The sequence below is a fragment of the Mycobacterium sp. FW102-FHT13B02 genome (assembly GCF_058790275.1).
Genome location: NZ_JBYTCM010000001.1, coordinates 72934 through 99740, shown reverse-complemented (window position 1 = coordinate 99740; position 26807 = coordinate 72934). Strand labels below are relative to the sequence as shown.

Genomic DNA, 26807 nt, shown 5'->3' with positions numbered 1-26807 from the left:
TTCGCGAAATGCATAGTTGTGTATCAGGAGATGACACGGGTTCGTTATCGGTGGCCACGGACCCGACGAATGGGGCGGTGATCCCAAAGATGCTGGCGCGTAATGACTTCTCGTTCAGCACATTTGACGACCCTGCGGCAGCGGATACGAATGGTCGAGGGCGACAACCGGCATCCACGGACCGCAGCATTTCCTCGCGCTCGTGGGGTTCCCTCATCAGCAGTGTGGTGGTGATCTCACACACGTGCTTGTCATGGGCGAGGTGAGCCTATCCAAGTGGATGTCGAGGGCCCGCGTGTAATCGGAGTCATCGCCGTCGATACGGACCGCGGCGGGCTAATACTTGGGCCACCTCGATATTGCTATAGGGACCCCGCCCAGGCGGATACGCAGTCGCAAACAGCCGATTGAGCCGCTCAGTATAAATCGGTCCGCAGACCGACGGTGCGCGCCGGCGCGTGACCTTCCGAAGATCCACAGCTCGAGAGTCGAAGCGTGCCGCGCTCCCTGCACGCCCACGAACGGTTCGGCCCCGATCAAGGGACACAAGAATCGGCCGACGGCAACCGCTCTGGGGTGTGCCGCTGTGGTTCGCAGGTGCCGGTGTTGTCGAATGCTGGCCCCAGGTCCGGTTGATCGTGCATGAGGATCGCCACATCGGTGGGTCCCGATACCGGATATCCACTCCAACTGCCAGCAAAATACAGCACATCGACATCGTGGGTGACGAATACGCTCACGCGAAGACGAGTCGGGGAACCGAACAGCAGAACTCGCGCCGGGTTGTGGGCGTTGCCAATCGCCAGCACACCACTGGACAACTCGAGATGCCCCTCGAACACCAACTCGCCCAGACCTGTTTTGTCTGATCCCGTCAGTACGCGAACCCGCACAAGCCGGCCCGCTACGGAACATTCGTCAGCGCTCATCGTGTGTATCCACAAGGCATGCCCGGGCATGCCTTGTTCGATGGTCACGTCGGGATGAATGTAGGTGCCCAGCATGCCATTCGCGCCGAGGTCCTCGATCACCACGACGGCGCCATCGGGCTCGATCTGCGCATCGCACAGCACAACGTTCGATGATGTGATGGCGCCGCCTCCTTCCTGTTGAACATGTTTGGCGCGAGAGTGCGTTAATGCGCTGTGCTGCAGTACCCGCCTGTGCGTGCCCGAGAGTCCGCGCATCGTGATCTGAGCACTATGCGATTCCCCTCAGGACGACGAGCTGTCGGTTTTGTGCCGACGGCTGATATGGGCTTCCGCGCGCATCCGCTCGACCATGTGCGGGTAGTGCAGCTCGAACGCCGGCCGCTCCGAACGGATCCGGGGCAGCTCGGTGAAGTTGTGCCGCGGCGGCGGGCAGCTGGTGGCCCACTCGAGAGAGTTGCCGTGACCCCACGGGTCGTCGACCAACACCGGTTCGCCGTAGCGCCAGCTCTTGAACACGTTCCACACGAACGGCAGCACCGAGATACCGAGTAGGAAGGAGCCTGCAGTGGAAACGAGATTGAGTGTGGTGAACCCGTCGGTGGGCAGGTAGTCCGCGTAACGGCGCGGCATACCTGAATCGCCCAGCCAGTGCTGCACCAGGAAGGTGGCGTGAAACCCGATGAACGTCAGCCAGAAGTGCAACTTGCCCAAGCGCTCGTCGAGCAGTCGGCCCGTCATCTTCGGGAACCAGAAGTAGATGCCCGCGTAGCTGGCGAACACGATGGTGCCGAACAGCACGTAATGGAAGTGCGCGATAACGAAATACGACTCGGTGACGTGGAAGTCCAGCGGCGGGCTGGCCAACAGCACTCCCGACAGACCACCGAGAAGGAAGGTGATCAGGAAGCCCACCGAGAACAGCATCGGCGTCTCGAACGTCAACTGCCCCTTCCACATGGTGCCGATCCAGTTGAAGAACTTGATGCCGGTCGGCACCGCGATCAGGAACGTCATGAACGAAAAGAACGGCAGCAGCACCGCGCCCGTGGCATACATGTGATGCGCCCACACCGCGACTGACAAAGCGGCAATTGACAACGTCGCGTAGATCAGGGTGGTGTAGCCGAAGATCGGCTTGCGGGAGAAGACCGGAACGATCTCCGATATGACGCCGAAGAACGGCAGCGCGAGAACATATACCTCGGGATGACCGAAGAACCAGAACAGGTGCTGGAACAGCATCGCACCACCATTGGCCGGATCGTAGATGTGCGCCCCCAGGCGGCGGTCCGCGGCCAGGCCGATCAGCGCGGCGGTCAGCAAGGGGAAGATCATCAGCACCAGGACCGAGGTCACCAGGATGTTCCAGGTGAACACCGGCATCCGGAACATGGTCATACCGGGGGCGCGCAGGCATACCACCGTGGTCACCATGTTGACCGCACCCAGGATGGTGCCCAGACCACCGACTGCCAGGCCAAGGATCCACAGATCAGCACCGGCACCCGGCGAGTGGACCGCATCCGACAACGGCGTGTAGGCCGTCCAGCCGAAGTCCGCAGCGCCGCCGGGAGTGATGAACCCCGACAACGCAATCAAGGAACCGAAGAAGAACAGCCAGAATGATAGTGCGTTCAAGCGTGGAAACGCCACATCAGGGGCGCCGATCTGCAGCGGCAGCACCAGGTTGGCAAAACCGAACACGATCGGAGTGGCATAGAACAGCAACATCGCCGTGCCGTGCATGGTGAACAGCTGGTTGTACTGCTCATTGGACAAGAACTGCAGACCCGGCAGCGCCAACTCCGCGCGGATGAACAGCGCCATCAAGCCGCCGATGAAGAAGAAGGCGAAGCAGACGACGCAGTACATCATCCCGATCAGCTTGTGATCGGTCGTGGTCACCAACTTGTAGATCAGGTTTCCCTTGGGACCCATCCGATCCGGGAACGGCCGACGGGCCTCAAGCCCTGCGATGGGGGGCGCTTCGGCGGTCATCAGATCGCACCCATGACCAGATGCCGGTATTGCCCAGCTTCACCGAAGACCAGAACCCCAACAGTTCGTGGCGTCAATCGCTTCACCCGTAAGACCTTCCATGCCGACGCATATCGCAAATGCCGCAGAAGCTATTGCCGGCGGGACGGTGCCAGTAGGGCCAAAGGTCCCTAAGCGGGGTGGAAAGTGTTGGCCCACAGCGTCTTAGCCGAGGCAATCGGCCGCGTTGCGTCCGTCTGTGTTACCTGTGCCACAAACGATCTAGTATCTGCGTGAGCTCACTCCAATGCGGGGACTTTGGACCCTACTGGCCCGCGCAGTGGTCCCGCAGACTCGACCCTCATTGCCAACGCCAGAACGTCGGTAGAGAGGGGGAACACTTGGCGCGCAGCCCCATGCCTGCCACCGCTCGCGAGGTCTACGTGTTATCGGAAGGCCAAGTGTCACCGCCGCAGGCTGCGCAGGTCGCAGCAGCGGTGGGTCAGATCCTCGAGCGCCGACACATCACGGGGGACGCCCGGGTACGACTGACCACGCGGGATGGTCTGGGTGGGCCGCTGCTGATACAAGTGAACCTGCAGGTTCGCGACAAGCCAACCCGCATGCAGGCAATCACCGCCGGTGTGGGTGATTTGGAGGCGGCCCTCGGGCGGTTGGATCGTCAGATCGTACGAACGAGGGAACCGTGGCGACCACGCCCCTGGCCGGACCGAACCCGCCGGATACTGTCCGCGGTCGGAGGTCAGCCCGTGATCGGTCGGCGTAAACACGTTGCGCTGCAGATCAGAACACCGTTGGAGATGGTGGCCGTCATGGACTCGATGGACTTTGACGTGCATCTGTTCACCGACCACGAAACCGGCGAAGACGCAGTGGTATACCGGGCCGGACCGTCGGGCCTCCGGCTGGCCCGCCAACGGCGTATGTATCCGCCGGGCTGGTCTTGGGCACCGGCTAGGGGCGCCGCTCCCCCAGTACCGCTGATCGTCAATTCCCGCCCTACGCCGATACTGACGGACGCCGAGGCAGTCACTCGCATCAGTGAGCACGGCTTGCGGTTCCTGTTCTTCACCAACCCGAACACCGGCCGAGGCCAACTGCTCTATCCACGATATGACGGCAGCCTCGGCCTCCTCACCCCCGCGGTGCGACACCATGACCACGTCTAATCGTTTGCCGCGCGCCATCAAGTCTGCCCTGGTCACCCTCAACGACGTCGAAGCCATGAAACTCGTCGCCAGCGTCGACCACGGACGGATCATCTTCACCCGCAACGCTTTACCAGCCGTCCGACTGGTGAACCACCTGGTCGACGACGGGCGGGTGATCCTGCGTACCCGACTGAACCCGGCCCTGACAAACGCAGTACGCCCAATCCCCAACATAGGAGTCGTCGTTGCCTATGAAGTCGATCAACTCGATCTCCAAGAGCACACAGGCTGGAGCGTTGTCGTGACCGGAATGGCCACTACGATCAGCGATCCCGAGCAGCTCACCCGTTACGAGCGGCTGCACCCGTGGGTAAACCCAGCTAGTGACAATGTCCTCGCCATCACACCACAGATCGTCAGCGGAATCCGCATCAGCACAACCGAATACACTCGAGATTGACGCGGCCGGGCCAGTTGCACTAACGGGAGTTCACGACTTCAGGCAAGTAGCCGCGCTCTCTCCGCTTGCGTGAGGCCGCCCCACGTCCCGTAATGTTCCGGAACTCGAAGAGCATGCGCGCGACACTTGGCGCTCACCGCACAGCAGCTGCAGATCTGCTTTGCGCGGCTTTCGCGCTCCCGCTGCAGCTTCAGGCGTTCACCTTCAGGCGAGAAGAAAGTGCTCAACTCAACGCCTCGGCATCGGGCTCGAAGCTGCCATTCCCATACCTGCGACGCCGGCCCCGGTAAACCAGATAGAGGTTGCGGCAATCTCACGCCAACATCCTTCCTTAGCGAATTGCAAAGGCGCCCAGTCGCTCGACAAAGGTCCAGCGGCTACGTCAGCATTTCAACCTGCTCAATACATGTCGAATCATGCCGGTGTGGCCAGCTTTTCGGCATTGCGGGCTGCGCGGCTGAGGCGACGCTCCTTGGCTTCATCGAACTTGATGCAGGATTCTTCGAGCTTCTCGAGAAGGACACCCAGATCGTCTCTCGCGCGCGCGCCGTCACCTGTGATGTCCTCGCGTTCGAAGATTCGCCACTTTCTGATCTGAGGCATGACGATCTCCTCCAGGTGGACGCGAGGATCGTAGATACCGCCGACCGCAATCGTCACCGCCTTGCGACGGAACGCTGGAATGGTGTAGCCCGGCATCGTGAAGTTGTTGAGAATCCGGTATACTGAAGCGATGGCCTGATTCGGCGCGAGTTCGAAGCCGGCCGCCGAGACATCCCGATAAAAGAGCATATGCAGGTTCTCGTCCGCCGAAACACGTTGCAGTAGTTGGTCGGCAATAGGATCGTTGCACGCCTTGCCGGTGTTGCGGTGCGACACCCGCGTGGCCAGTTCCTGGAAGCTCACATACAGGACGGAATCGAAGAGGCTGTTGGCGAAGAGCTTGCCCTGCTGATTCTGCCCCGGCGAGAAGCCGCGGGTGATTTGCTCGACGCGCAGTTTTTCGAGTTCGACTGGGTCGCTGGCGCGAGTCACCACGAGGTAGTCCCGCAAGGCGACACTGTGCCGATTCTCTTCGGCGGTCCAGCGATTGACCCATTGACCCCATGCGCCGTCCATGCTCATGTTCATGGCGATTTCGCGGTGGTAGGAAGGCAAATTGTCTTCCGTGAGCAGGTTGACCACCATGGCAATCCTGGCGACCTCGGACAACTGCGACTGTTCGGGGTGCCAATCCTGACCGCCCAGTGCGTAATAGTTTTTGCCGTCCGACCATGGGATGTAGTCGTGAGGATTCCAGTCTTTCATCATCGACAGATGCCTGTTGAGCAGGCGTTCCGCCACCGGTTCCAACTCATGTAGCAATCGGAGGTCGTTCGAGTCCTTCGCCACTGTCACTCCTGAGCGTGTATCTGTAACTTGCAGTCCCATTTAAATGGGTTGCGTTGGAGCGCTGGTAGGGACTTTTGTCACCACCCACTGCGAGAAGCAGCACGGCGCGGCGATTGGACCGCTTCGCGCACATTCTGGGCAGCGTCGGCTTCCTTGGGCCCCAAGCCCGTCTGATGGCACATGACCCAGGCCGAACCGCGGAGTGTCACGCTAGATAAGCGTGGACCAATAACTCCAGAATCGATCGAGGATCAGCAACGCAATCGCGGTGATCCACACGGCGTACAACGGCCATCGCCACTGGTACAAGGCGTAAAGCACTTTGTTGCCAGCCCAGGGCCGCAACGCAATTGGAGGCACCACGACCAGCAGCCCCATGGTGACGACCCACACCACCATGCAGTACGGACACAAGGCGCCGATCTCGTACAGGCTCTGATAGATCAACCAGTGGACGAACGCTGCCCCCAGCACCGAGCCACCGGCGGGACCAGCCCAGTACCACCGCGGCAGCCGAATCCCCGCCACCGCCAACACGCCCGTGACAATCACCACACTGAAGGCAGCGATGCCGATCAGCGGGTTCGGAAACCCGAACACCGAGGCCTGCTTGGTAAGCATCACTGACCCGCACGACAGCACCGGGTTGACGCTGCACGACGGGACATACGACGGGTTCTGCAGCTGCCGGACCTTCTCGACCGTCAGCACGAACGCGGCCACCGCGCCGATGACGCCGGCAAGCAGAATCCACACTGCGTCAGGGCGACTGACCGCCACCCCCACCGGCCGCGGCGACGCCTCAGTGTCAATCACAGACGGGGCCACCGATGCGCGCCGGCCAAATGCACCATTGCATGAGCCAAGTCGTCTTCTGCTGTCGACGTCACCATCCTCATCTCCTCCACCCAAGGCGAATGCGCGCCGCAGCGACACACTCAGTCACAACTGACGTATCCGCCGCCAGAAGCGATGGACCATACCGCCGCCAACAAGACGACGGGGATCAACAACAGGATCGATCGAGTCAGCGTACGCATGAGAATCCCCCAACATTTGCCAAAATTTGAATTATGGCGACGATAACGCCTCTTCCCGGACCCTGGCTTCTATGTATAGCTGACTGATTACGTTGTCCGCTAGCAGCGTTCGCGAAAATCTCCGCAACCGACTCGGTTGTCCCAATGTTGTGACTTTCTGACCTAATCGTAGCTGAGTTCGTACCAGCACGATTCGGCAGCGGTCGTTTGCCCGTCAATGCTGCCGGCTTGGGAGCCGAACCCACACGCTGGTGGCTGCTGGCAGTAACACGACCACGGCGCGTGCCCGAGTTCGGCTCTTGTGCCACTTTTGAGCCATAGACCGCACAAGTGGCTGCCATATCCCCCGACTGTTGTCGAGAGACGCTGCCATGGCCGATCAATCGACGCTCGCCATTGGCGGTGTAGTCCTCGCTTGAGCCGAAGGGTCTCACGAATATTCATTTGCATCTATATAGATGTGTTGGCATACTTGCCCGCATGGACGTCTTCGAAGCGGTCGCCGAACCGAACCGGCGCGCGCTGCTCGACGCACTCGCCGAAGGTGAGCGCACCGCAGGCGAACTCGTCGCAACTCTCCCCGGCGTCACCCAGCCCACGGTTTCCCGTCACCTCCGGGTGTTGCGCGAGGTGGGACTGGTCGAGGTGCGGCCCGACGCCCAACGACGTATCTACGCGCTGCGAGCCGACGGCCTCGTCGCGATGGATCAGTGGATCGAACGCTACCGCCGCTACTGGACCAATCATCTGGATGCCCTTGAGCGTCATCTGGATTCGACATTCAAGAAGGAACATGGCAGCCGATGAACCCGAGGGCGTCGTCACCGTCGACGGCGACCGCGCGACGCTGACATTCGAACGTCGCCTGCCCCATCCCGTCGAGCGGGTATGGGCCGCGATCACCGAGCCCGCACATCGCGACATCTGGATGGGCAAGACCGTCATCGACGGCCGCGAGGGCGGCTCGATCGAAACGGTTGCGTCCGGACCGCCCGTGCCGCCGGAGATGAAGCGCATGACGGGCCGCATCCTCGTCTGGGATCCGCCGCACGTGTTCGAGCACGAATGGCACCAGCAGATAGTCGAACCCGGCGTCGTCCGTTACGAACTCACCGCTGACGGCACCGGCACACTGCTCCGGATGACCCATCGCGGCCTCGGGGTGCCCAATGCCGACGGATTCCGGCCCGGCACGCAGGCCTTCCTCGACCGGTTGCAGGCACTACTTGACGGCACGCCACTCCCCGGCTGGCTGGAGCGCTATGCAGAGATCGCCGGACACAGCCCGCTCGACGCCCCGCCCGCGACCCCGAGTACTTAGGAGAAGATGATGTCGGACAATGCTTTTCATGCTGCCCCGTCTGTGGTGATCGCCTACCAGTCCGGCTTCGGACACACCGCGGTTCTGGCCGAGGCAGTCGCGACTGGAGCCCGGGCCGCGGGCGCGGCCGTCACCCGCATCCGATTGGGTGATCTCACGGACGACGACTGGCAGACCCTCGACGCGGCCGACGCGATCATCTTCGGCACCGCCACCTACATGGGCAACGTGTCGGCGGGGTTCCAGATGTTCGCCGAGCAGACGGGCCGGCGCTGCCAGCAGGGGACCTGGGGCGACAAGGTCGCGGCAGGCTTCACCAACTCGGGTTCCAAGAGTGGCGACAAGCTCAATTCGCTTGTCTCATTGGCAATTTTCGCCGCACAGCATCACATGCACTGGGTGAACCTGGGTCTGGGCCCCGGGTGGAATCACTCCGCCGCCAGTGAGAGTGACCTCAACCGGTTGGGCTTCTGGTTGGGCGCCGCGGCAGCAACGGACGTTGACGCGAACCCCGACCAAGTGCACCCTTCGGACGTCGCGACGTGCGAGCACCTGGGCCGGCGGGTTGCCGAGGTCACCCGGCAACTGATCGCCGGACGCGCTGCGGCGCAGGCTATTACGGAGGCCGTCACGGCAGGGGCCTGAGCCCCTCGAGCATGGTGGGCACCAGTTCGGCGACCGTCGGGTGAATGTGCACGGTGTGCGTCATGGTGGTGTACGGCGCTTTCGCGGCCATCAAGTCGAGGATGCAGTGCACCACCTCGTCGCCGCCGACGCCGAGGATGGACGCGCCGAGAATCTGGCTGGTCTCGGCGTCGACCACGACCTTCATGAAGCCCTGGGTCTCCCCTTTTTCGACCGCCCGGCCGACGCGCGTCATCGGACGCTTACCCACCAACGCTTTTCGTCCTGACGCCCGCACCTGGGCCTCGGTCATGCCGGCCCGGCCCAGCGGCGGATCGATGTACAGCGCGTAGGTGGGGATGCGGTCGCTGACCCGGCGCGGTTCATTGTCGAGCAGATTGGCCGCGACGATCTCGAAGTCGTTGTACGAGGTGTGGGTGAATGCGCCCTTGCCGTTGCAGTCGCCCATGGCCCAGATGTGGTCGGCGGTGGTCCGCAGCTGATCGTCGACGGCGACGTATCCCCTGGAGTCCATTGCCACCCCGGCCTTTTCGAGGCCCAGATCGTCGGTGTTGGGTACCCGGCCGACAGCGACCAACAGGTGCGATCCCGACACGACGGCCCTACCGGTGCTGACTGCGACGCCATCGCCGTCGCGCGATACCCGGATGTCGTCGGCGTCCAGGTGAATGGTGATGCCCTCACGTTCGAGGATGTCTTTGATGGCGGCGCAGACGTCGTCGTCTTCGCGGGAGGCCAGCCGCGGTCCGCGTTCGACCACCGTGACCTCGGCACCGAACCGGCGGAACATCTGCGCGAATTCGAGGCCGATGTAGCTTCCACCGATGATCACCAGATGCTCTGGCACGGTGTCGAGTTCGAGGATGCCGACATTGGTGAGGTAGTCGACGTCGGCGAGGCCGGGGATGTCGGGAACGGTCGCCCGGCCTCCGGTGTTGAGGAAGATCCTCTTGCCGGTGATCAGTTGGTCACCGACCTGCAGTGTGTGCGGGTCGACGAACCGCGCGTGCCCGCGCAGCAGCGTGCAGCCGTCCAGCCCCTCGAGCCAGCTTTCGACGCCGTCCCGGTCGGCGGTGACGATCCCGTCCTTGCGGCCCTTGACTTTTGCCATGTCGACCGTGACGTCGCCGGTGCCGATGCCGTATTCGGCACCGCGGCGGGCCAGATGTGCGGCATAGGCACTGGCGACCAACGTCTTGGTCGGGATACAGCCGTAGTTCACGCAGGTGCCGCCCACGAGCTTCCGCTCTACAACGGCGACGGTCTGGCCGGCTTCGCTGAGCCGGCCGGCCAGCGGCGGACCCGCCTGCCCTGCGCCGACGATGATGGCGTCGAATGCCGTGGCCTCAGGCGACATACGGACCGATCGCACTCTGCACGACGGCTGCTACCGCGAAACCGCCGGCAACGGCGATGACGTCCTCGGCGATCGCCACCGGCAGGTCGCGCCCGCCGTTGCGCGCCACCAGGATTCGGCGAGCGTGAAAACCGGCCATGGTCCCGATGACCGCGCCGATCATTCCGGCCCCCATGCCGATGAACGTGTGGTGCCAGCCGGCGCCGATGACCGCACCGGCGAACGCGCCGGTGAGCAGACGGGCCCCGAACTGCGACGGCACCGTTCGCGCCGGAGTCTTGGGTAGCTGATCGGTGATCAGTTCGACCACCAACAGGACCGTCAGCACCGTCACCGTAACCCAGTGACCGACCCATTCGGCCCAGGTACCTACCAACGGCAGCCAACCGAGCTTGGCACCCCAAGCGACAACGGCAGGTGGAGTTAGCGCCCGAAGGCCCGCAACCACACCAATGAGTAAGGCGAACAGCAGAACCAGCGCTTGCGTCACGTAACCCTCCAGTCGGAAGTGCAGGTTGGGCGAACCTACGGCGACGCTAACACCGGCACCGGTCAGAAGCGACAGAACCGGATATCGGAGGCCAGGATCGCCTTGGCCCCGATGGCTGCCAGCTCATCCATGATGGCGTTGACCTGGCGGCGCGGGACCAGAGCGCGCACCGCGACCCAGTCGGCATCCGCCAGCGGCGCAATGGTCGGCGATTCCAGGCCCGGCGTAATGGCCGTCGCCTGCTCCAAAACGCTGCGGGGGCAGTCATAGTCGAGCATCAGGTACTGCTGCCCGAACACGACACCCTGGATGCGGGCGGCGAGCTGGTCGCGCGCCGGGTCGGGCGCGACGTCGGCACGCTCGATCAGCACCGCCTCCGAATCGCACAGCGATTCGCCGAAGGCCACCAGGTTGTGCAGTGCCAATGTCCGGCCGGAGCCGACGACGTCCGCGATCGCGTCGGCCACGCCGAGCTGGATCGAAATCTCCACCGCGCCGTCGAGGCGGATCACGGTGGCTTCAATCCCCTTGTCGGCCAGGTCTTTACGCACCAGGTTGGGGTAGGCGCTGGCGACGCGCTTGCCGGCCAGGTCGGCGACCGCCCAGTCCCGCCCGGCAGGCGCGGCGTACCGGAACGTCGACGACCCGAAGCCCAGCGCCAGCCGCTCGCTGACGGGAGCCATCGACTCAGCGGCAAGATCGCGGCCGGTGATACCGAAGTCCAGCTGCCCGGACCCCACGTAGATGGCAATGTCCTTGGGCCGCAGGAAGAAGAACTCGACCTTGTTCACCGGGTCGACGACCGTCAGATCCTTGGGATCGGTGCGACGGCGGTATCCGGCCTCGGACAGGATGTGGGCGGCCGACTCGCTGAGCGCGCCCTTGTTCGGGACGGCGACGCGGAGCAGGCCGTTGGACGATGCGCCGGTCACAGCTTGCCGTAGACGTCGTCGAGGGTCAGGCCACGCTTGATCATCAATACCTGCGTCCAGTACAGGAGTTGGCTGATCTCGCCAGCCAGCTCGTCGTCGCTCTCGTGTTCAGCGGCGATCCACACCTCGCCGGCCTCTTCGATGATTTTCTTGCCCAGATGATGCACCCCGGCGTCCAACGCTGCGACGGTTCCGCTGCCGGCCGGCCGGGTCTGCGCTCGCTCGCTGAGCTCGGCGAATAGCGCATCGAAGGTCTTCACGGGCTGTAATTGTTTCACGCTGACGACTTGCACCGTGCACGTGGCCGCCCGGGGCGTTCCAGCAGCTCCGCTCCCGCACACCGAAAAACTTTGGTCACTTTGTTTGCGCTGGTCACGTTGGGTAACTAGGGCCACATTCGTCACAGCGGATTGTCGGTGCTTCGAACTAGTGTTCGGATATGGACATCGCCAGCAGCCTTGTTGAGGAGGCCTACGCCAACCTCGACGCGGCGCTGGCCCGCGTCGCAGCCCTGGACTACACCGGCTTGGACGTGCGGACATTGCTGGAAGTGCAGTCCCGCCGCGAAACCCTCAAATGCGGCCGCGAGGTAGTGGTGGGCGCCGTGGGTGGCCATCCGCCACCCATCCGGTGCCAAGTCGCGCCGTCGATGCCGCACGTCTATGGACCATGCCGGCCAAAACAGTGCACTGCGGCGGGGCAAGAGCGACCACATCGGCCGTCTGGTGGAGATTCCACCAGAGCGGCATCCGGATTCTGTCCCTACGTCGCCATCAGCTCGGCGTGCATATCCTCCAGCGCAACGCCCTTGGTCTCTCGCACCCACTTGGCGACGAACACCAGCGACAGGAAGGCACACAGCGCGTAGAAGCCGTAGGCGACGCCCAGCATGCTGCGCAGTTCGGGAAAACTGACGGTGATCAGCCAGTTGGCAACCCACTGGCCGGCCGCGGCCAGGCCCAGCGCCGCGGCGCGGATGCGGTTGGGGAACATCTCCCCCAGGAGCACCCACACGACCGGTCCCCAGGACATACCGAACGCCACCACGAACAGGTTGGCGGCGACGAGCGCGATCGGCCCTTCGACGCCGCTCAATTGCGGTACCCCGTTCACCTGCGGGGCGATGCCGAAGATGACCGCCATGGTGGCCAGCGTCAGCGTCATCCCGGCCGAGCCGATGAGCAGCAGCGGTTTGCGGCCGATCTTGTCGATCAGCATGATCGCCACCACGGTCGTCAGGATGTTCACGACCGAGGTGATGACGGTGATGAGGAACGACGAGCTCTCGTCGAAACCGACGGCCTCCCACAGCACATTCGAGTAGTAGAAGATCACATTGATGCCGACGAACTGTTGGAACACCGACAGCGCCAGACCGACCCAGACGATGCCGTAGAAGCTCAAGAGCCCACCGCCGGGCTTGCACATGTCGCGCCAGGACGGCTTCTGTTCAGCATCGAGCGTCTGCTGGATGCGACCGATGGTGATCTCCAGGTTCTTCGTCCCGAGCAAGGTGGTGAGCACCTTGCGAGCTTCCGGAATCCGGTGCGTGGCAACGAGGTAGCGAGGCGACTCGGGAATGGTGAAGGCCAGCAGCCCGTATACGACGGCAGGGATGGCCATCAGGATGAACATCCACCGCCAGGCCTCCAGGCCGAGCCACAATATGTTGCTCGCCCCACCGGCCAGGTGCGCCAGCAGTGCGTCGACGGCCAACGACAAGAAGATGCCGCTGACGATGGCCAGCTGCTGAAGGGACCCGAGCCGGCCGCGGATACTCGTGGGTGACGTTTCGGCGATGTAGGCCGGAGCGATCACTGACGCGATGCCCACACCGAGGCCGCCGATGAGGCGGAACGCGATGAGGACCTCGACGCTGGTGGCGACGCCCGCCCCGATGGCGCTGATCAGAAACAGCAGGGCAGCCAGCTTCATCACAGAAAGCCGCCCGACCCGGTCGGCCAGCCGCCCGGCCGTCATGGCGCCGACAGCCGCACCGAGCAGTGCCGAGGCCACGGCGATACCCAATGACTTGTCGCCGATCGCGAAGTACTGCTGGATGGACTTCACCGCACCATTGATGACGGCGCTGTCATACCCGAAGAGCAGACCACCTAATGCGGCCACCGATGCGATGCGCACGGCGCTGTGGCCGGAGTCGAACTCCTCATCGTCGAAGATCGCCGAGGTGTCGTTGCCGACCGGGCCATGGGACATCTGACGTCCTTTCGCAGCGCTGCGTGGTGTGCGTCAACAATCGCACAGCAGACCCGGCCCCAGGACCAGAACTGGCAGCTACGAACACGTTTCGTGGTAGATGTTCCAGAGGTCGGCGACCTCCAGCCCGGCCAGCGACTCGATGTGCCGGCGGCGCGGTCCGTCCGGAACCGCGACGTCGTTCGGGACGACGAGCACGACGCAACCCGCAGCGTCCGCGGACTGCGCACCGGTCACCGAATCCTCGATCGCCAAACAGTCCTCTGCCGCAACACCCAGCAGTTCGGCGGCCCGCAGGTACGGAGCCGGATGGGGCTTCCCGTCGGGCACCTCGTCGCCGCAGACTGTCACCGTAAAATAGTGACTACCAATGGTTTTCAGTGCCTGTTCGGTCAGCGTGCGCCGGGTGTTGGTCACCAGAGCCAGAGGAATCCGGCCGGCGGCCAACGTTTCCAGCAACTCCCGCGCACCCGGCCGCCAGGGCAGCCCCTGCTCGAACAACTCACCGGTGTAGTCGTGCAGCCAATCCGCCGACTCGGCCATGGACTCGGGAGTCGGGTCCAGGCCGAGATCGTCGTAGACGATGCGCATGACATTCTCTGCCGAGCCGCCGACCGTCGTCTCCCGCACGGCATCGGTCAACACCCCGCCCTGTCGGGCATAAAAAGCGTGCATCGCGACGTCCCACAGCTTTTCCGAGTCGACGAGCGTGCCGTCCATGTCAAAAAGCACAGCTCGCACGCGAACTCAGTCCTCCGGGTTGTAGCCGAGGTTGGAGCTGAGCCAGCGCTCGGCTTCCTTCAGGGTCCAGCCCTTGCGCCTCGCATAGTCGGCCACCTGATCCTGAGCCAACCGGCCGACGACGAAGTACTGCGACTGCGGATGCGAGAAGTACCAGCCGCTGACGGCGGCGCCGGGCCACATCGCCATCGACTCGGTCAGCTCGATGCCGGTTCGCTTCGTGGCGTCCAGCAGGTCGAACAGCGTCACCTTCTCGGTGTGCTCAGGGCACGCCGGATAGCCGGGTGCCGGGCGGATGCCGACGTACTTCTCCCCGATGAGCGCCTCGTTATCCAGCTGCTCGTCGGGCCGGTATCCCCAGAACTCCTCACGGACCCGCTGGTGCATGCGTTCAGCGAACGCCTCGGCCAGCCGGTCGGCGAGGGACTCCAGCAGGATGGCGCTGTAGTCGTCGAGGGCAGCCTTGAACTCCATGATCTTCTCTTTGCTGCCCAGGCCTGCGGTGACTGCAAACCCGCCGACGTAGTCGGCCAGACCGGTGCCCTTCGGCGCGATGAAGTCGCCCAGCGACCGGTTCGGGATGCCGTCACGGTGCTCGCCCTGCTGCCGCAGGTTGCGCAACGTGGTCAGCACCTCGGTACGGGCCTCATCGGTGTAGACCTCGATGTCTTCAGAGCCCGAGCCGACCGCGTTCGCCGGGAAGAAACCGATCACACCGTTGGCGCGCAGCCACTTCTCCTTGATCAGGGTGTCCAGCATCTCCTGGGCGTCGTCATACAACTTGCGGGCGGCTTCGCCCGACGCCGGGTTGTTGAGAATGTCGGGGAACTTGCCCTTCATCTCCCAGGCGTTGAAGAACGGCTGCCAGTCGATGTACTCGCGCAACTCGGCGAGGTCGTAGTCGAGAAACTCCCGAACGCCGACGCCCTGGGCGGGTACCGGCGGCGTGTAGCCGTCCCACTCGATCGGGGTTCGGTTGGCGCGTGCCTTCTCCAGCGTCAGCATCGGCCGCTCGTGCTTCTGGGCGTGCCGTTCGCGCAGGGCGGCGTAGTCCTTCTCGGTGGCCTCCATCAGCGCGGGACGCTGCTTGTCGTCGAGCAGCGCGGCCGCGACCGGCACCGAGCGGGACGCGTCCTTGACCCAGACCACCGGACCGCTGCGGCGCGGCGAAATCTTCACGGCCGTGTGCGCACGCGAGGTCGTCGCGCCACCGATCAGCAGCGGGATCTCGAGGCCTTCGCGTTCCATCTCGACGGCGAAGTTGACCATCTCGTCCAGCGACGGCGTGATCAGGCCGGACAGCCCGATGATGTCGGCATTGTGTTCCTTGGCGGCATCCAGGATCTTCTGGGCCGGCACCATCACACCGAGATCGATCACTTCGAAGTTGTTGCACTGCAAGACAACCCCGACGATGTTCTTGCCGATGTCGTGGACGTCGCCCTTGACGGTCGCCATCACGATGGTGCCGTTGGTGTCCTTGGACGCCTTGCCATTACCCGTCGCTTCGCTCGCCCCGGAAGTGCCGTTCTCGGCCTTCTCCGCCTCGATGAACGGCAACAGGTACGCGACGGCCTTTTTCATGACCCGCGCCGACTTCACGACCTGGGGCAGGAACATCTTGCCCGCGCCGAACAGGTCGCCGACGACGTTCATGCCGTCCATCAGCGGGCCCTCGATCACCTCGATGGGCCGCCCGCCCGCGGCGGCGATCTCGGCGCGCAGTTCCTCGGTGTCGGCGTCGACGTGCGCGTCGATGCCCTTGACCAGAGCGTGCGTGATGCGCTCGCGGACCGGCAGAGAACGCCACTCCGCCGCAGCCGCGTCGCTGGGCTCTTCCCCCTTGGTGTTGAACCGTTCGGCGATCTCGAGCAGCCGCTCGGCCGCGTCCTCGCGCCGGTTCAGCACGACGTCCTCGATGCGGTCCCGCAGTTCGGGGTCGATCGAGTCGTAGGGCACCAGCGCGCCGGCGTTGACGATGCCCATGTCCAGGCCGGCCTTGATGGCGTGGAACAGGAACACCGCGTGGATCGCCTCGCGGACGGGGTTGTTGCCGCGGAACGAGAACGACACGTTCGAGATGCCGCCGGAGATGTGCACCGACGGCAGGTTCTCCTTGATCCACGCGCACGCGTCGATGAAGTCGATGCCGTAGGTCGCGTGCTCCTCGATACCGGTGGCCAGCGCGAAGCAGTTCGGGTCGAAGATGATGTCCTCGGCCGGGAAGCCGACCTCCTCGGTGAGGATGCGGTACGCGCGTCCGCAGATCTCCTTGCGGCGTTCCAGGTTGTCGGCCTGCCCCTGCTCGTCGAAGGCCATCACGACGACGGCGGCGCCGTACTTGCGGCACAGCCGTGCCTCGCGGACGAACTTCTCCTCCCCTTCCTTCATGGAGATGGAGTTGACGATCGGCTTGCCCTGGACGTTCTTCAGGCCGGCCTCGATGACCTCCCACTTGGAGGAGTCGATCATCACCGGGACGCGGCTGATGTCCGGCTCGGCGGCGATCAGCTTGGTGAAGCGGTCCATCGCGGCGACGCCGTCGATCATGCCCTCGTCCATGTTGATGTCGATGACCTGTGCACCGACCTCGACCTGCTGCAGGGCGACCGACAGCGCGGTGTCGTAGTCCTCGGCCTTGATGAGGTTGCGGAACCGGGCGGAGCCGGTGATGTTGGTGCGCTCACCGATGTTCACGAACAGCGAATCTTCGGTGATGTTGAGCGGCTCCAGGCCGGCGAGCCGGGTGGCGACCGCGATCTGCGGCACCTCGCGGGGCGTTTTGCCCTCGACGACCTTCGCGATCTCGGCGATGTGCGCCGGTGTCGTGCCGCAGCACCCACCGACCATGTTGACCAGACCTGCGTCGGCGAATTCTTCGACGTATCCGGCCTGACGCTTCGGGGACTCGTCGTACTCGCCGAAGGCGTTGGGCAGACCGGCATTCGGATAGCAGGAGACGAAGGTGTCCGCGATGCGCGAGATCTCGGCGAGGTACGGCCTCATCTCGGGCGCGCCGAGGGCGCAGTTGAGGCCCACCGCCAGTGGCTTCGCATGCCGGATCGAGTTCCAGAACGCCTCGGTGACCTGACCGGACAACGTCCGTCCGGACGCGTCGGTGATGGTGCCCGAGATGATCACCGGCCAGCGGCGGCCGCGCTCCTCGAACAGCGTCTCGATGGCGAAGATCGCGGCCTTGGCGTTCAGCGTGTCGAAGATCGTCTCCACGATCAGCAGGTCAGCACCACCGTCGACCAGCCCGTTGGCGGCGTCGAGGTAGGCGGCGACCAGCTGGTCGTAGGAGACGTTGCGGGCGCCGGGGTCGTTGACGTCCGGGGAGATCGACGCGGTCCGGGTCGTCGGGCCCAGCGCCCCCGCGACGTAGCGGGGCTTGTCGGGGGTGCTGAACTCGTCACAGGCCTTGCGGGCCAGCGCGGCGCCGGCGTAGTTCAGCTCGTAGCCGAGCTCAGCCATGCCGTAGTCGGACAGCGAGACCGCGTTCGCGTTGAACGTGTTTGTCTCGAGGATGTCGGCGCCCGCCTCGAGGTACTCGCGGTGGATGCCCTCGATGATGTGCGGCTGGGTCAGGGTGAGCAGGTCGTTGTTGCCGACCAGATCGCTCGGCCAGTCCTTGAACCGCTCGCCGCGGTAACCGGCCTCGTCGGGGCGGTCGCGCTGGATCGCCGTGCCCATCGCGCCGTCGATGACCACGATCCGCTGACCCAGTGCAGCCGTCAGCTCGTCGGTGCAATCCGGGCGAATGTTCGGCACGAAAGTATCAACCTGGGCGGCAGTCACATACGTTCCTTCCAGTACGGAAGGCGTCCTTAACTCTGCCGAGCGTGGCGGACACCGGGAAACCGGGATCCGTTGCAACGCCTCTCGACCTGAAAGAGTCTACGTGGTCGGCTGACCCGCGTTAGGACGCCCACGTTGGACAGTATTTTGTCCAGTGCAGTCACATGAACATGGTAGGCGGGCCATCAAACCGGTTTGCCGGCCCGACCCGCCCAGGGGTAGCGCTCGCGGGTGCCGATAAGGGCTTACGCTGGCGTTGTGAGCCCCGCCGATCGGCCCCTGCCCCGGGGCCTTGAGCTGCCCGAACTGCACGATGCCGTCGTCGTCGCTGCGTTCGAGGGGTGGAATGACGCCGGTGACGCCGCCAGCGACGCCCTTGAGCACCTGGATGCCATGTGGGAGGCGCGGACCATCGTCGAGATCGACGATGAGAGCTATTACGACTACCAGGTGAATCGCCCGGTGATCCGCCAGGTGGACGGCGTCACGCGCGAGCTGGTGTGGCCGTCGATGAGCATCTCCCACTGTCGCCCACCGGGTTCGGACCGCGATGTGGTGCTGATGCACGGCGTCGAGCCGAACATGCGCTGGCGCACCTTCTGCGCCGAGCTGCTGGCGATCCTGGACAAGCTCAACGTGCAGACCGTCGTCATCTTGGGCGCGCTGCTCGCCGACACCCCGCACACCCGGCCGGTGCCGGTGTCCGGCGCGGCGTACTCCGCCGACTCGGCGAAGTTCTTCGGGCTGGAAGAGACCCGCTACGAAGGCCCGACCGGCATCGCCGGGGTCTTCCAGGACGCCTGCGTGCAGGCCGGTATCCCGGCCGTCACGTTCTGGGCAGCGGTGCCGCACTACGTGTCGCAGCCCCCGTGTCCCAAAGCCACTGTCGCGCTGTTGCATCGGGTGGAAGACGCTCTCGACGTCGAAGTGCCCCTCGGCGACCTGCCGGCACAGGCCGAGGAGTGGGAGCAGTCGGTCACCGAGATGACGGCCGACGACGAAGAGATCGCCGAGTACGTGCAGTCCCTCGAGGAACGCGGCGACGCCGAGGTCGACATGTCCGAGGCGATCGGCAAGATCGACGGCGACGCGCTGGCCGCGGAGTTCGAGCGGTACCTGAAGCGCAGGGGCCGATAGCCCCTCTCCGCGAGCGTGCGTGTCTGCGCGCGGCGCACCGCTGGCTCTGTGCCGAATACGCACCTTCGGCGTCGCCGAGCGCGACGAAAATGCGCACCAAATGCGGCGTGTCGCACGCAAACACGCACGCTCGCGGTGATTGGTTACCCGCGGACGGGCTTGGGGGCCTTCCAGGTGCCGTCGAGCGCCTCGGGTTTGGGCCAGTACAGCCGCAGCGCCACCGAGAACGGTCCGGCCGGTGTCGGTAGCCAGTTGGCTTCGCGGGCCGGTCCCGGCGACTTGTTCTGCAGGTTCAGCGTGATGCCGCCGTCGGGGTCTTTGATCAGGGTGGGCAGCATCGCCGAATTGATCAGGTACCGGTTGATGGGGTTGGCCACCAACTGGCTCTGCGGCATCTCGTAGACCGTCACCGACCAGAACGCGTTGACCGGCGGCAACTGCCCGGGCGCGAACCGCAAGGTGTAGTTGTTGGTGCCGGTCAGCGGTGCGCCGGCGCTGTCGTTGACCCCGCCCGGATAGATCGCCTCGGCCGCGGTGTTGCCGTATATCCCGAGCACCGCACCCGCCATGCGGTACAGGTAGTTGCCCCTCAAATCGGTTGCGGTACCGAACAATTGAGCCGATGTCACCTCACCGGTGTCGACCTTGTCCTTCTTGAACTCGTTGAACGCCGCCCAGGCGTCCGCCATGCCGTCCTCGACGGCCTTGCGGTTTTCGGGGGTGAGCGTGTCGGCGCGGAAGCTGCCGTCGGGGCCGACGCCGATGGCGGCGAAGCGCTCACGCTTCACTTCCTCGGCAGCCTGCGCCGGCGCGAACTTCATGACGAAGTTGAGGATTTCGAAGAACTTCGGCGAGGTCCGCTCATCCTGCGCCGACAGCGGTTTCACGAAGTCGATGGGCGGGGCGAGTGGCGGCGGCGGCTGCTTCAGGAACGCCGATAGCGGCGTCACGTGGTAGCCCGCCTGAATCTTCTTGACGTTCTCGAGGTCCGCCGGCCCGAACAGCTGGGTCCGGTACAACACGAAGGCCAGATCGGTGGAGCTGCGAATCACGCGCTCAACGCCGGGCGGCGTCTGGCCTCGCCAACTCGGCCCCGCCAGAAGGTAATTGCCGGGGCCGTTGCCCGTGGCGCGGCTACCGACGTAGGCGATGTTGTAGGTGTAGCCGTCGACGAACTGCAGCGAGTAGTAGCGGCCCGCCTCGACCGGCGGGACACTGAGCACCAACGGCTCGGCACGCAGGTCGGCCCCGAGGAACGAGTACGGCGTGTCCGAGTTGGGTGTCTGGACCGCCTTGTCCGCCGGAGTGAAGACGCGCGCGACGTTGTGGATCTCGTTCCAGCCGCCCTTGTACTCGGGACCGCCTTTGTCCACGAAGTACGAGTACTGAATCCGGTAGTTGTCGACCATCGGAAACCCGTACGTGTAAGCGGCTTTCGCGATGGCCCGCACCTGGTCCGGAGTCGGCGGCGACGACGGTGCCGGGCTCGACGCCTCGTGGTTCGAGCACCCGGTAACCGCCAACAGCATCGCGACGAGGCCGAGGCAGAAGTAACCGAACCGCATGGTCAGTGCTTGTCGAGCTGCTCGGTGTGAGCGCTGGTCGAGCGGCCGAGTGCGGCCACCTCGGCATCCATCCGGGGCAGCAGATCGGGCACGAACTTGGCCACCGGCACCTCACCGATGCGCGTCGCCAGCAGCGGCCGCAGCCAGCGCAGCGCGCCGACCCAACCGGGGCAGTTCACCCGGGTCTTGCGCCCCTCGATACCGGCGACGAAAGCCTCGCCGCACTTGTCCACCGACGTCGTCTGGCTGATGGGCCACGGCAGCTTGGTCAGCATCTCGGCGAACGTCGACAGGTCGGACTTGGTGTCGCGGACCATCGCGGTGTCGATCCAGGACATGTGCGCCGAGCCGACGTCGACGCCGCGGTAGCCGACCTCGAGGCGCAGCGCGTTCGCGAAGTGCTCCACGGCGGCCTTCGAGGCGTTGTACGGCGCCAGGCCCGGAGCGGCGGTGTACGCGGCCAGCGACGACACGATCAACACGTAGCCACGACGCTCGATGACCGACGGCAACGTGGCGCGCACGGTGTGGAAGACCCCGAGCACGTTGATGTCGAGCAGCCGCTTGAAAGCCTCGGGATCGACCTGCAGCACCGAGCCGTAGGTGGCGATGCCGGCGTTCGCCACCACCACGTCGATGCCGCCGAACCGCTTGACGGCCGCGTCGGCAGCAGCCTGCATCGACGAGAGGTCGCGCACGTCGGCGACCACCGTCAGGACATCGTCGCCGAGGGTGGCGGCCGCGGCGTCCAGTGCCGCCGCATCGACGTCGATCAGCACCAGCTTGGCGCCCTTACGGTGCAACCGGCGGGCCACCTCGGCCCCGACCCCCGCAGCACCACCGGTGATGAATACGACTTTTCCGTACACAGAACCCATGATGGCAAAAAGTACCCGCACGGCGAAGTGACTAGAGGGTCACCCCGAGCAGCGCGTCGACCGTGTCCGCCACCAACCGCGGCGACGCGGCGTCGTGCCCGCCGTACTCCAGCGCATCGGTTGACCAACCATCAAGGGCGGCAAGCACTTTCGGAGTATCCAGGTCATCGGCCAAGTACCGGCGGACGCGGGCGAGCAGATCGCCGGCGTCCGGGCCGGCGGGCAGTGCGGTGGCGGCGCGCCAACGCTGCAAGCGCATCTGAGCCGTGCTGAGGACCTCGGGGCTCCAGAAGCGGTCGGCTCGGTAGTGCCCGGCCATCAGACCCAGCCGGATGGCGCCCGGGTCGACGCCGTCGGCCCGCAACCGCGACACGAGGACCAGGTTGCCGCGGCTCTTGCTCATCTTGTGGCCGTCCCAGCCGATCATCCCGCCGTGCACATAATGACGGGCGAAACGCCGCTCACCCGTTACCGATTCGGCGTGCGCGGCGGAGAACTCGTGGTGCGGGAAGGTCAGGTCGCTGCCGCCGCCCTGGATGTCCAGGCCCGCGCCGACGCGGTTGAGCGCGATCGCGGCGCACTCGATGTGCCAGCCCGGGCGGCCCGCGCCGAACGGCGACGGCCAACTCGGCTCGCCCGGCCGCTGCACGCGCCACAGCAGGGCGTCGAGCTGGCTGGCCTTGCCGGCCCGGTCTGGATCGCCGCCGCGCTCACCGAACAGCGCCAGCATGGTGTCGCGGTCATAGCCGGATTCGTAGCCGAACTGGGTGGTGGCGTCGGCCCGGTAATAAATGTCGGGGTACCCAGGTTCATTGGGGTCGTCGATGACGTACGCGGCGCCGGAGGCCAGCAGCTTCTCGACGAGCTCGACGACCTCGGCGATGGACTCGATGGCACCGATGTAGTCGTGCGGCGGAAGCACCCGCAGCGCCGTCATGTCCTGCCGGAACAACTCGGTCTCGCGGTCCCCGAGGGCGCGCCAGTCGATGCCGTCGCGCGCGGCGCGTTCGAACAGCGGATCGTCGACGTCGGTGACGTTCTGCACGTACTGGACATCGTGACCGGCGTCGAGCCAGTAGCGGTGCACCAGGTCGAACGTGAGGTAGGTCGCGGCATGACCGAGGTGCGTGGCGTCGTACGGCGTGATGCCGCAGACGTACATGGTGGCCTTCGGGCCCACCGAGACCGGCCGGACCTGACGGTCGGCGGTGTCATGGAGCCGGAGTTCGGGGCCGCGGCCCGGCAGGTTCGGGACGCTGGGCGCCAGCCACGATCGCATGACGTCGACTTTAGGGTGTGGGCCGAACCACGCCCCAGTCAGGACACCTGGCGTACGGCGTCGAGCAGCGTATCGGCGTACTCGGGGCGGCACATGACGAAGTCCGGCAGGTACGGATCGGGCCGGTTGTACCGCAGCGGCGAACCGTCCAGGCGCGACGCGAACAGCCCCGCCGCCTGCACCACGGCGGCCGGCGCGGCCGAGTCCCATTCCCACTGGCCGCCGGCGTGCACGTAGGCGTCGACGTCGCCACGGACCACCGCCATGGCCTTGGCGCCCGCGGAACCGATGCCGACGAGCTCCATGTCGAGCACATCGCGCAGCCACCACACCACGGCCGGGGGCCGGTACGTGCTGGTGGCGATCCGGATCGGGCCGGGACGACGCGGCGGCGGGCCGGTCACGGTATCGGTGCGGTGCACCTCACCGTGCGCGGGTAGGGCGACGGCCGCGTCGGTGATGGACCCGTGTGGGCTGCCGTCGCGCTGCCAGAGTGCGATGTGGACGGCCCAGTCCGGCCGGCCCCGGCCGAACTCTCGGGTGCCGTCGACCGGATCGACGATCCAGACCCGGTCCGAACGGAGCCGCACCAGGTCGTCGGCAGCCTCCTCGGAAAGAACGGCGTCGTCAGGACGGGCCGCGCGCAGCCGGTCGAGAATCAGAGTGTTGGCGTGCCGGTCGCCGGCCGCGCCGAGCGTGTACGGATCGTGAGAGCCGAACCGGTCGCGCACCGACAGCAGGAACTCCCCTGCCTCCTGCGCGACCTCGGCGGCCAACGCCGCATCGCTGTACTCCACGCCAATGAGTATCGCCGAGGCTCACGTCACAGCCGAAATCAGCTATTCACAGCCAGGTTGCAGGTTGCTGGCAGGTCCTGCCGAAATACCGCCCATAACATTTGGACAACTATTTACCCGTCAGTCATTAAGGAGGACGCCATGGACGCCGCATCCATCGGGCCGGTCAAGCGCCGTCGGTCCCTGCTGGTGAAGACGTTCGGATTCGCCGGCGTCGCCGCAGGTGTAGCTCTCGGCGCCTACGGCACGACCCACGCCCCCGCTCCGGCCGTCGCACCGGTCGCCTCGTCGGGCCACGGCGCGACGTCAGGTGAGTACAGCCAGCCGACCGTCGGCGGCATGAACATCGGCGCGACCGCCACCATGACGACGCCGAGCAACGTCGAGGCCGTCACCGTCGCTTCCCCGCCGGTCAAGGCCGCGCCGTACCACGGCTGATCCGACGCCAGGCACGTAAAAGGGCTCCGGGGGTTCCCGGAGCCCTTTTACGTTGTGGCGCAGCCTACTTCGGCGTCGCACCCGGAGCGCGGACCACCATGGGCACGGCCGGGAAGTACGACGCCATCTCCGACCGAGACCGGCGCAGCGCCGCGGTGCCGTAGCCCCGGTGGCGGTGCTCGGGGTGGACCCAGATGCGGACGTTGACCTCGCCGCCAACCAGTTCACCGAACACCATGGCGACCTTGGCACCGTCTTCCTCGGCGACGAACCACACCGCCTCCTCGGCGTTGACGCGGGCCAGAGCGGCCTTGATCTCGTCGTCCAGGTCGCCCGCGGCACGGCCCGAGCCGTCACCGGAGGCACCGACATCGGCGGTGCGGGTGGCGAAGATGTCGCGGTCGTCGGCACCGGAGAACGGGCGCAGCACCAAGTTGTCCCCGAAGCTGGCGGGGCGGTCCTTCACCGTGAAGGACAGTTGACTGTTCAGGTCTTCGAGCTCGTCGGCGATGCGCTTGCGGGCATCCTTGGTCAGCAGATCGAAGGACATCGCCATGACCTGCTCGCCGCCGATATGAGAGGTGCCGAGCAATTTGGCGATCGCATCAACGGCGGCGGCTTTGTCGTCGGCTTCGACGATGACGTCGAGCACCTCATGCCGGCGGTCCAGCGCCTTCTGGAGGGCATCGGTGATCTCGCGGCGGGCTGCGGCCTTGTCGTGGTCGGTCATGCCGACGAGCCTAGAGCACTACCGATCGGTAGGTCGGCGTAAATCGGTTACCTGTGTGCAAACCGCGATCAAAAGGCCGGCCACGGTATCGGCCGATGCCGATCCGGGGTCGGCATGATCGGATTATCAAGCAGTTCAACAACTCTCGCCTGCAACGCGGCGATCTCAAGACGGGTCAGGTGCGGGGCCAGCTCCGCGGCGAGGCTGTCGTGCAGCGTGTCCCGCAACGCGGCGACGGCACCGAGCACCTCGTCGTCGATAGGTTTTCCGGCCCAGCCCCACAACACCGTGCGCAGCTTGTCCTCGGCATGCAGGCTGACGCCGTGGTCGACGCCGTACACCTGGCCGTCGGCGCCCGCGAGGACGTGACCGCCCTTGCGGTCGGCATTGTTGATCAGCACGTCGAACACCGCCAACCGGTGCAACCGGGCGTCGTCGGCGTGCACCAGCACCACTTCGTCGCCTTTATGGTCGTAGGCCCGCAGGATCGGTAGATAACCCGCCGGGACGCGGCTCGCCGGAACGAGGTCGACGAGGTCCATGCCGGGCGCTCGTTCGGCCTCGCTGAGCGCGTTCTGGGCGAGCGTAGCGACGGGAAAGACATCGCCGGGTTGGTCCACCCAGCGCTGCACCATGCCCGGACCTGCCGGACCCTCACGAATAATGGTGTGCGGCACCAGGTTCCAGCCCAGTGCAGCCGACACCAGATAGGCGGCCAGCTCGCGGCCGGCCAAGGTACCGTCGGGAAAATCCCACAGCGGGGCCTCGCCGGAGATCGGCTTGTACACGCAGTGCAGCAGGGCGCCGTCCAGCTCGGCCTCGCACAGGAACGTCGCGTTGCTGGCCGACCTGATGCGACCGAGCGCGGTCAGCTCCCCCTGCTGCAGAACGCGTTCGGAATCACGCCCTGCCTCATTCAGCGGGTTCATCGCCGGCATCCAGCACACCGCGCCGATACCCATTGGTGCGCAGGCAGATATGGCCCTCGGGGTCCAGCGGTTCGTCACACAGCGGGCACGGCGGCCGGCCCGCGGAGATCACCCGATTCGAGCGGTTCGCGAAATCCCGGGCCGACTGCGGACTCAGGAATACCCGCACGGCGTCGGGACCCTCCTCGGCGTCGTCGAGCACCACCGAAGCGTCGAATTCCGAATCGGTGACCGCCAGCAGCTCCACCACCACGGTCTGGGCTTCGGAGTCCCAGCCGAGGCCCATGGTGCCCACCCGGAACTCGGCGTCCACCGGCATGACGAGCGGATTCAGGTCGGTGACCTGGCCGGTGTCGGGCGGGATGGGGGTGCCGAACCGGCGGTTGATCTCCACCAGCAGTGCGGAGATGCGTTCGGCCAGGACCGCGACCTGTTGCTTCTCCAACATGACCGAGACGACCCGCTGCTCGTGCACCGCTTGCAGGTAAAACGTCCGGTTGCCAGGCTGCCCAACGGTCCCGGCCACGAAGCGGTCGGGAGAGCGGAAGACGTGGATTGCGCGGGGCATGGCACCTTTCAA

The 26807-nt window shown here is 65.2% G+C and carries 26 protein-coding genes; 7 read left to right on the top strand and 19 right to left on the bottom strand.

The features are described 5' to 3' along the window. Positions 1–536: 536 nt before the first annotated feature. Complete coding sequence (locus tag AC3WTE_RS00490) at positions 537–1187, bottom strand: hypothetical protein (protein WP_492434776.1); 651 nt, start codon at positions 1185–1187, stop codon at positions 537–539. Between the two features lie 27 nt (positions 1188–1214). Beyond that, on the bottom strand, positions 1215–2930 hold the full coding sequence (gene ctaD / locus AC3WTE_RS00485; protein ID WP_492434775.1) for an aa3-type cytochrome oxidase subunit I: 1716 nt from the start codon (positions 2928–2930) through the stop codon (positions 1215–1217). 395 nt (positions 2931–3325) lie between these two features. Between ctaD and AC3WTE_RS00480 the strand changes: the two genes are divergently transcribed. Further along, a complete protein-coding gene (locus AC3WTE_RS00480; RefSeq protein WP_492434773.1) occupies positions 3326–4099 on the top strand; it encodes a sigma 54 modulation/S30EA ribosomal C-terminal domain-containing protein in 774 nt (257 codons plus the stop codon). Then, a complete protein-coding gene (locus AC3WTE_RS00475; RefSeq protein WP_492434771.1) occupies positions 4086–4541 on the top strand; it encodes a pyridoxamine 5'-phosphate oxidase family protein in 456 nt (151 codons plus the stop codon). Before AC3WTE_RS00480 ends, AC3WTE_RS00475 begins: the two co-directional genes overlap by 14 nt. Positions 4542–4579: 38 nt before the next feature. Here the strand turns inward: AC3WTE_RS00475 and AC3WTE_RS00470 are convergent, their stop codons facing one another. The 3 genes from AC3WTE_RS00470 to AC3WTE_RS00460 all read right to left on the bottom strand — a co-directional run bounded on the left by AC3WTE_RS00470 (position 4580) and on the right by AC3WTE_RS00460 (position 6749). Then, positions 4580–4858, bottom strand: coding sequence for a WhiB family transcriptional regulator (locus tag AC3WTE_RS00470; RefSeq protein WP_492434770.1), 279 nt, complete (start codon positions 4856–4858; stop codon positions 4580–4582). 97 nt (positions 4859–4955) lie between these two features. After that, entirely contained in the window at positions 4956–5933 is a 978-nt protein-coding gene (locus AC3WTE_RS00465; RefSeq protein ID WP_492434769.1) for an acyl-ACP desaturase, read from the bottom strand. A gap of 210 nt (positions 5934–6143) precedes the next feature. Then, positions 6144–6749, bottom strand: coding sequence for a vitamin K epoxide reductase family protein (locus AC3WTE_RS00460; protein WP_492434767.1), 606 nt, complete (start codon positions 6747–6749; stop codon positions 6144–6146). Between the two features lie 704 nt (positions 6750–7453). On the opposite strand from AC3WTE_RS00460, the gene AC3WTE_RS00455 reads away from it, so the two are divergent. From AC3WTE_RS00455 to AC3WTE_RS00445, 3 genes are read left to right on the top strand one after another with little or no spacing between them, the layout of a single operon-like run. Next, positions 7454–7780: an ArsR/SmtB family transcription factor gene (locus AC3WTE_RS00455; protein WP_492434765.1), complete on the top strand. Its 327-nt coding sequence runs from the start codon at positions 7454–7456 to the stop codon at positions 7778–7780. Further along, entirely contained in the window at positions 7767–8294 is a 528-nt protein-coding gene (locus AC3WTE_RS00450) for an SRPBCC family protein (protein ID WP_492434764.1), read from the top strand. The genes AC3WTE_RS00455 and AC3WTE_RS00450 overlap by 14 nt, the downstream gene beginning before the upstream one ends. 9 nt (positions 8295–8303) lie before the next feature. Next, positions 8304–8939 (top strand): flavodoxin family protein, encoded by a 636-nt coding sequence (locus AC3WTE_RS00445; RefSeq protein ID WP_492434762.1) that lies wholly within the window; start codon positions 8304–8306, stop codon positions 8937–8939. Here the strand turns inward: AC3WTE_RS00445 and AC3WTE_RS00440 are convergent. From AC3WTE_RS00440 to metH, 7 genes are all read right to left on the bottom strand, one after another. Further along, the gene (locus AC3WTE_RS00440) at positions 8923–10296 is read right to left on the bottom strand and encodes an FAD-containing oxidoreductase (RefSeq protein WP_492434761.1); all 1374 of its coding nucleotides are present in this window, start codon (positions 10294–10296) and stop codon (positions 8923–8925) included. The genes AC3WTE_RS00445 and AC3WTE_RS00440 overlap by 17 nt on opposite strands. Further along, on the bottom strand, positions 10286–10786 hold the full coding sequence (locus tag AC3WTE_RS00435; protein ID WP_492434759.1) for a DUF4126 family protein: 501 nt from the start codon (positions 10784–10786) through the stop codon (positions 10286–10288). The genes AC3WTE_RS00440 and AC3WTE_RS00435 overlap by 11 nt, the downstream gene beginning before the upstream one ends. Before the next feature lie 62 nt (positions 10787–10848). Further along, entirely contained in the window at positions 10849–11694 is an 846-nt protein-coding gene (gene hisG / locus AC3WTE_RS00430; RefSeq protein ID WP_492435443.1) for an ATP phosphoribosyltransferase, read from the bottom strand. A 20-nt stretch (positions 11695–11714) separates the two neighbouring features. Then, positions 11715–11996: a phosphoribosyl-ATP diphosphatase gene (locus AC3WTE_RS00425; RefSeq protein ID WP_029118502.1), complete on the bottom strand. Its 282-nt coding sequence runs from the start codon at positions 11994–11996 to the stop codon at positions 11715–11717. A 484-nt stretch (positions 11997–12480) separates the two neighbouring features. After that, positions 12481–13935 (bottom strand): sugar porter family MFS transporter, encoded by a 1455-nt coding sequence (locus AC3WTE_RS00420; protein WP_492434757.1) that lies wholly within the window; start codon positions 13933–13935, stop codon positions 12481–12483. A 78-nt stretch (positions 13936–14013) separates the two neighbouring features. Beyond that, positions 14014–14676, bottom strand: coding sequence for an HAD family hydrolase (locus tag AC3WTE_RS00415; RefSeq protein WP_492434755.1), 663 nt, complete (start codon positions 14674–14676; stop codon positions 14014–14016). Positions 14677–14682: 6 nt separating this feature from the next. Continuing rightward, entirely contained in the window at positions 14683–18489 is a 3807-nt protein-coding gene (gene metH, locus AC3WTE_RS00410) for a methionine synthase (protein ID WP_492435441.1), read from the bottom strand. Between the two features lie 264 nt (positions 18490–18753). Here metH and AC3WTE_RS00405 point away from each other — a divergent pair, with 264 nt between their 5' ends. Continuing rightward, entirely contained in the window at positions 18754–19611 is an 858-nt protein-coding gene (locus tag AC3WTE_RS00405) for a PAC2 family protein (RefSeq protein WP_492435439.1), read from the top strand. A 143-nt stretch (positions 19612–19754) separates the two neighbouring features. Here the strand turns inward: AC3WTE_RS00405 and AC3WTE_RS00400 are convergent, their stop codons facing one another. The 4 genes from AC3WTE_RS00400 to AC3WTE_RS00385 are packed head-to-tail and all read right to left on the bottom strand — an operon-like array spanning position 19755 to position 24130. Continuing rightward, positions 19755–21176, bottom strand: coding sequence for a DUF1254 domain-containing protein (locus tag AC3WTE_RS00400; RefSeq protein WP_492434753.1), 1422 nt, complete (start codon positions 21174–21176; stop codon positions 19755–19757). 2 nt (positions 21177–21178) lie between these two features. Beyond that, the gene (locus AC3WTE_RS00395; RefSeq protein WP_492434752.1) at positions 21179–22054 is read right to left on the bottom strand and encodes an SDR family oxidoreductase; all 876 of its coding nucleotides are present in this window, start codon (positions 22052–22054) and stop codon (positions 21179–21181) included. Positions 22055–22085: 31 nt separating this feature from the next. Continuing rightward, positions 22086–23333 carry a cysteine--1-D-myo-inosityl 2-amino-2-deoxy-alpha-D-glucopyranoside ligase gene (gene mshC, locus AC3WTE_RS00390; protein WP_492434751.1) on the bottom strand — a complete coding sequence of 416 codons (1248 nt, stop codon included), beginning with the start codon at positions 23331–23333 and terminating at the stop codon, positions 22086–22088. A gap of 38 nt (positions 23334–23371) precedes the next feature. Beyond that, positions 23372–24130: a 3'(2'),5'-bisphosphate nucleotidase CysQ gene (locus tag AC3WTE_RS00385; protein WP_492434750.1), complete on the bottom strand. Its 759-nt coding sequence runs from the start codon at positions 24128–24130 to the stop codon at positions 23372–23374. A gap of 141 nt (positions 24131–24271) precedes the next feature. Here AC3WTE_RS00385 and AC3WTE_RS00380 point away from each other — a divergent pair, with 141 nt between their 5' ends. Next, positions 24272–24568 carry a hypothetical protein gene (locus AC3WTE_RS00380; protein ID WP_492434748.1) on the top strand — a complete coding sequence of 99 codons (297 nt, stop codon included), beginning with the start codon at positions 24272–24274 and terminating at the stop codon, positions 24566–24568. A 64-nt stretch (positions 24569–24632) separates the two neighbouring features. On the opposite strand, the gene AC3WTE_RS00375 is transcribed toward AC3WTE_RS00380, so the two are convergent. From AC3WTE_RS00375 to AC3WTE_RS00365, 3 genes are all read right to left on the bottom strand, one after another. Then, a complete protein-coding gene (locus tag AC3WTE_RS00375; protein WP_492434746.1) occupies positions 24633–25298 on the bottom strand; it encodes a GNAT family N-acetyltransferase in 666 nt (221 codons plus the stop codon). 68 nt (positions 25299–25366) lie between these two features. Continuing rightward, positions 25367–26227: an SCO1664 family protein gene (locus tag AC3WTE_RS00370; RefSeq protein WP_492434745.1), complete on the bottom strand. Its 861-nt coding sequence runs from the start codon at positions 26225–26227 to the stop codon at positions 25367–25369. Continuing rightward, positions 26211–26795 carry a DUF3090 domain-containing protein gene (locus AC3WTE_RS00365; protein ID WP_492434743.1) on the bottom strand — a complete coding sequence of 195 codons (585 nt, stop codon included), beginning with the start codon at positions 26793–26795 and terminating at the stop codon, positions 26211–26213. The genes AC3WTE_RS00370 and AC3WTE_RS00365 overlap by 17 nt, the downstream gene beginning before the upstream one ends. Between the last annotated feature and the right edge of the window lie 12 nt (positions 26796–26807).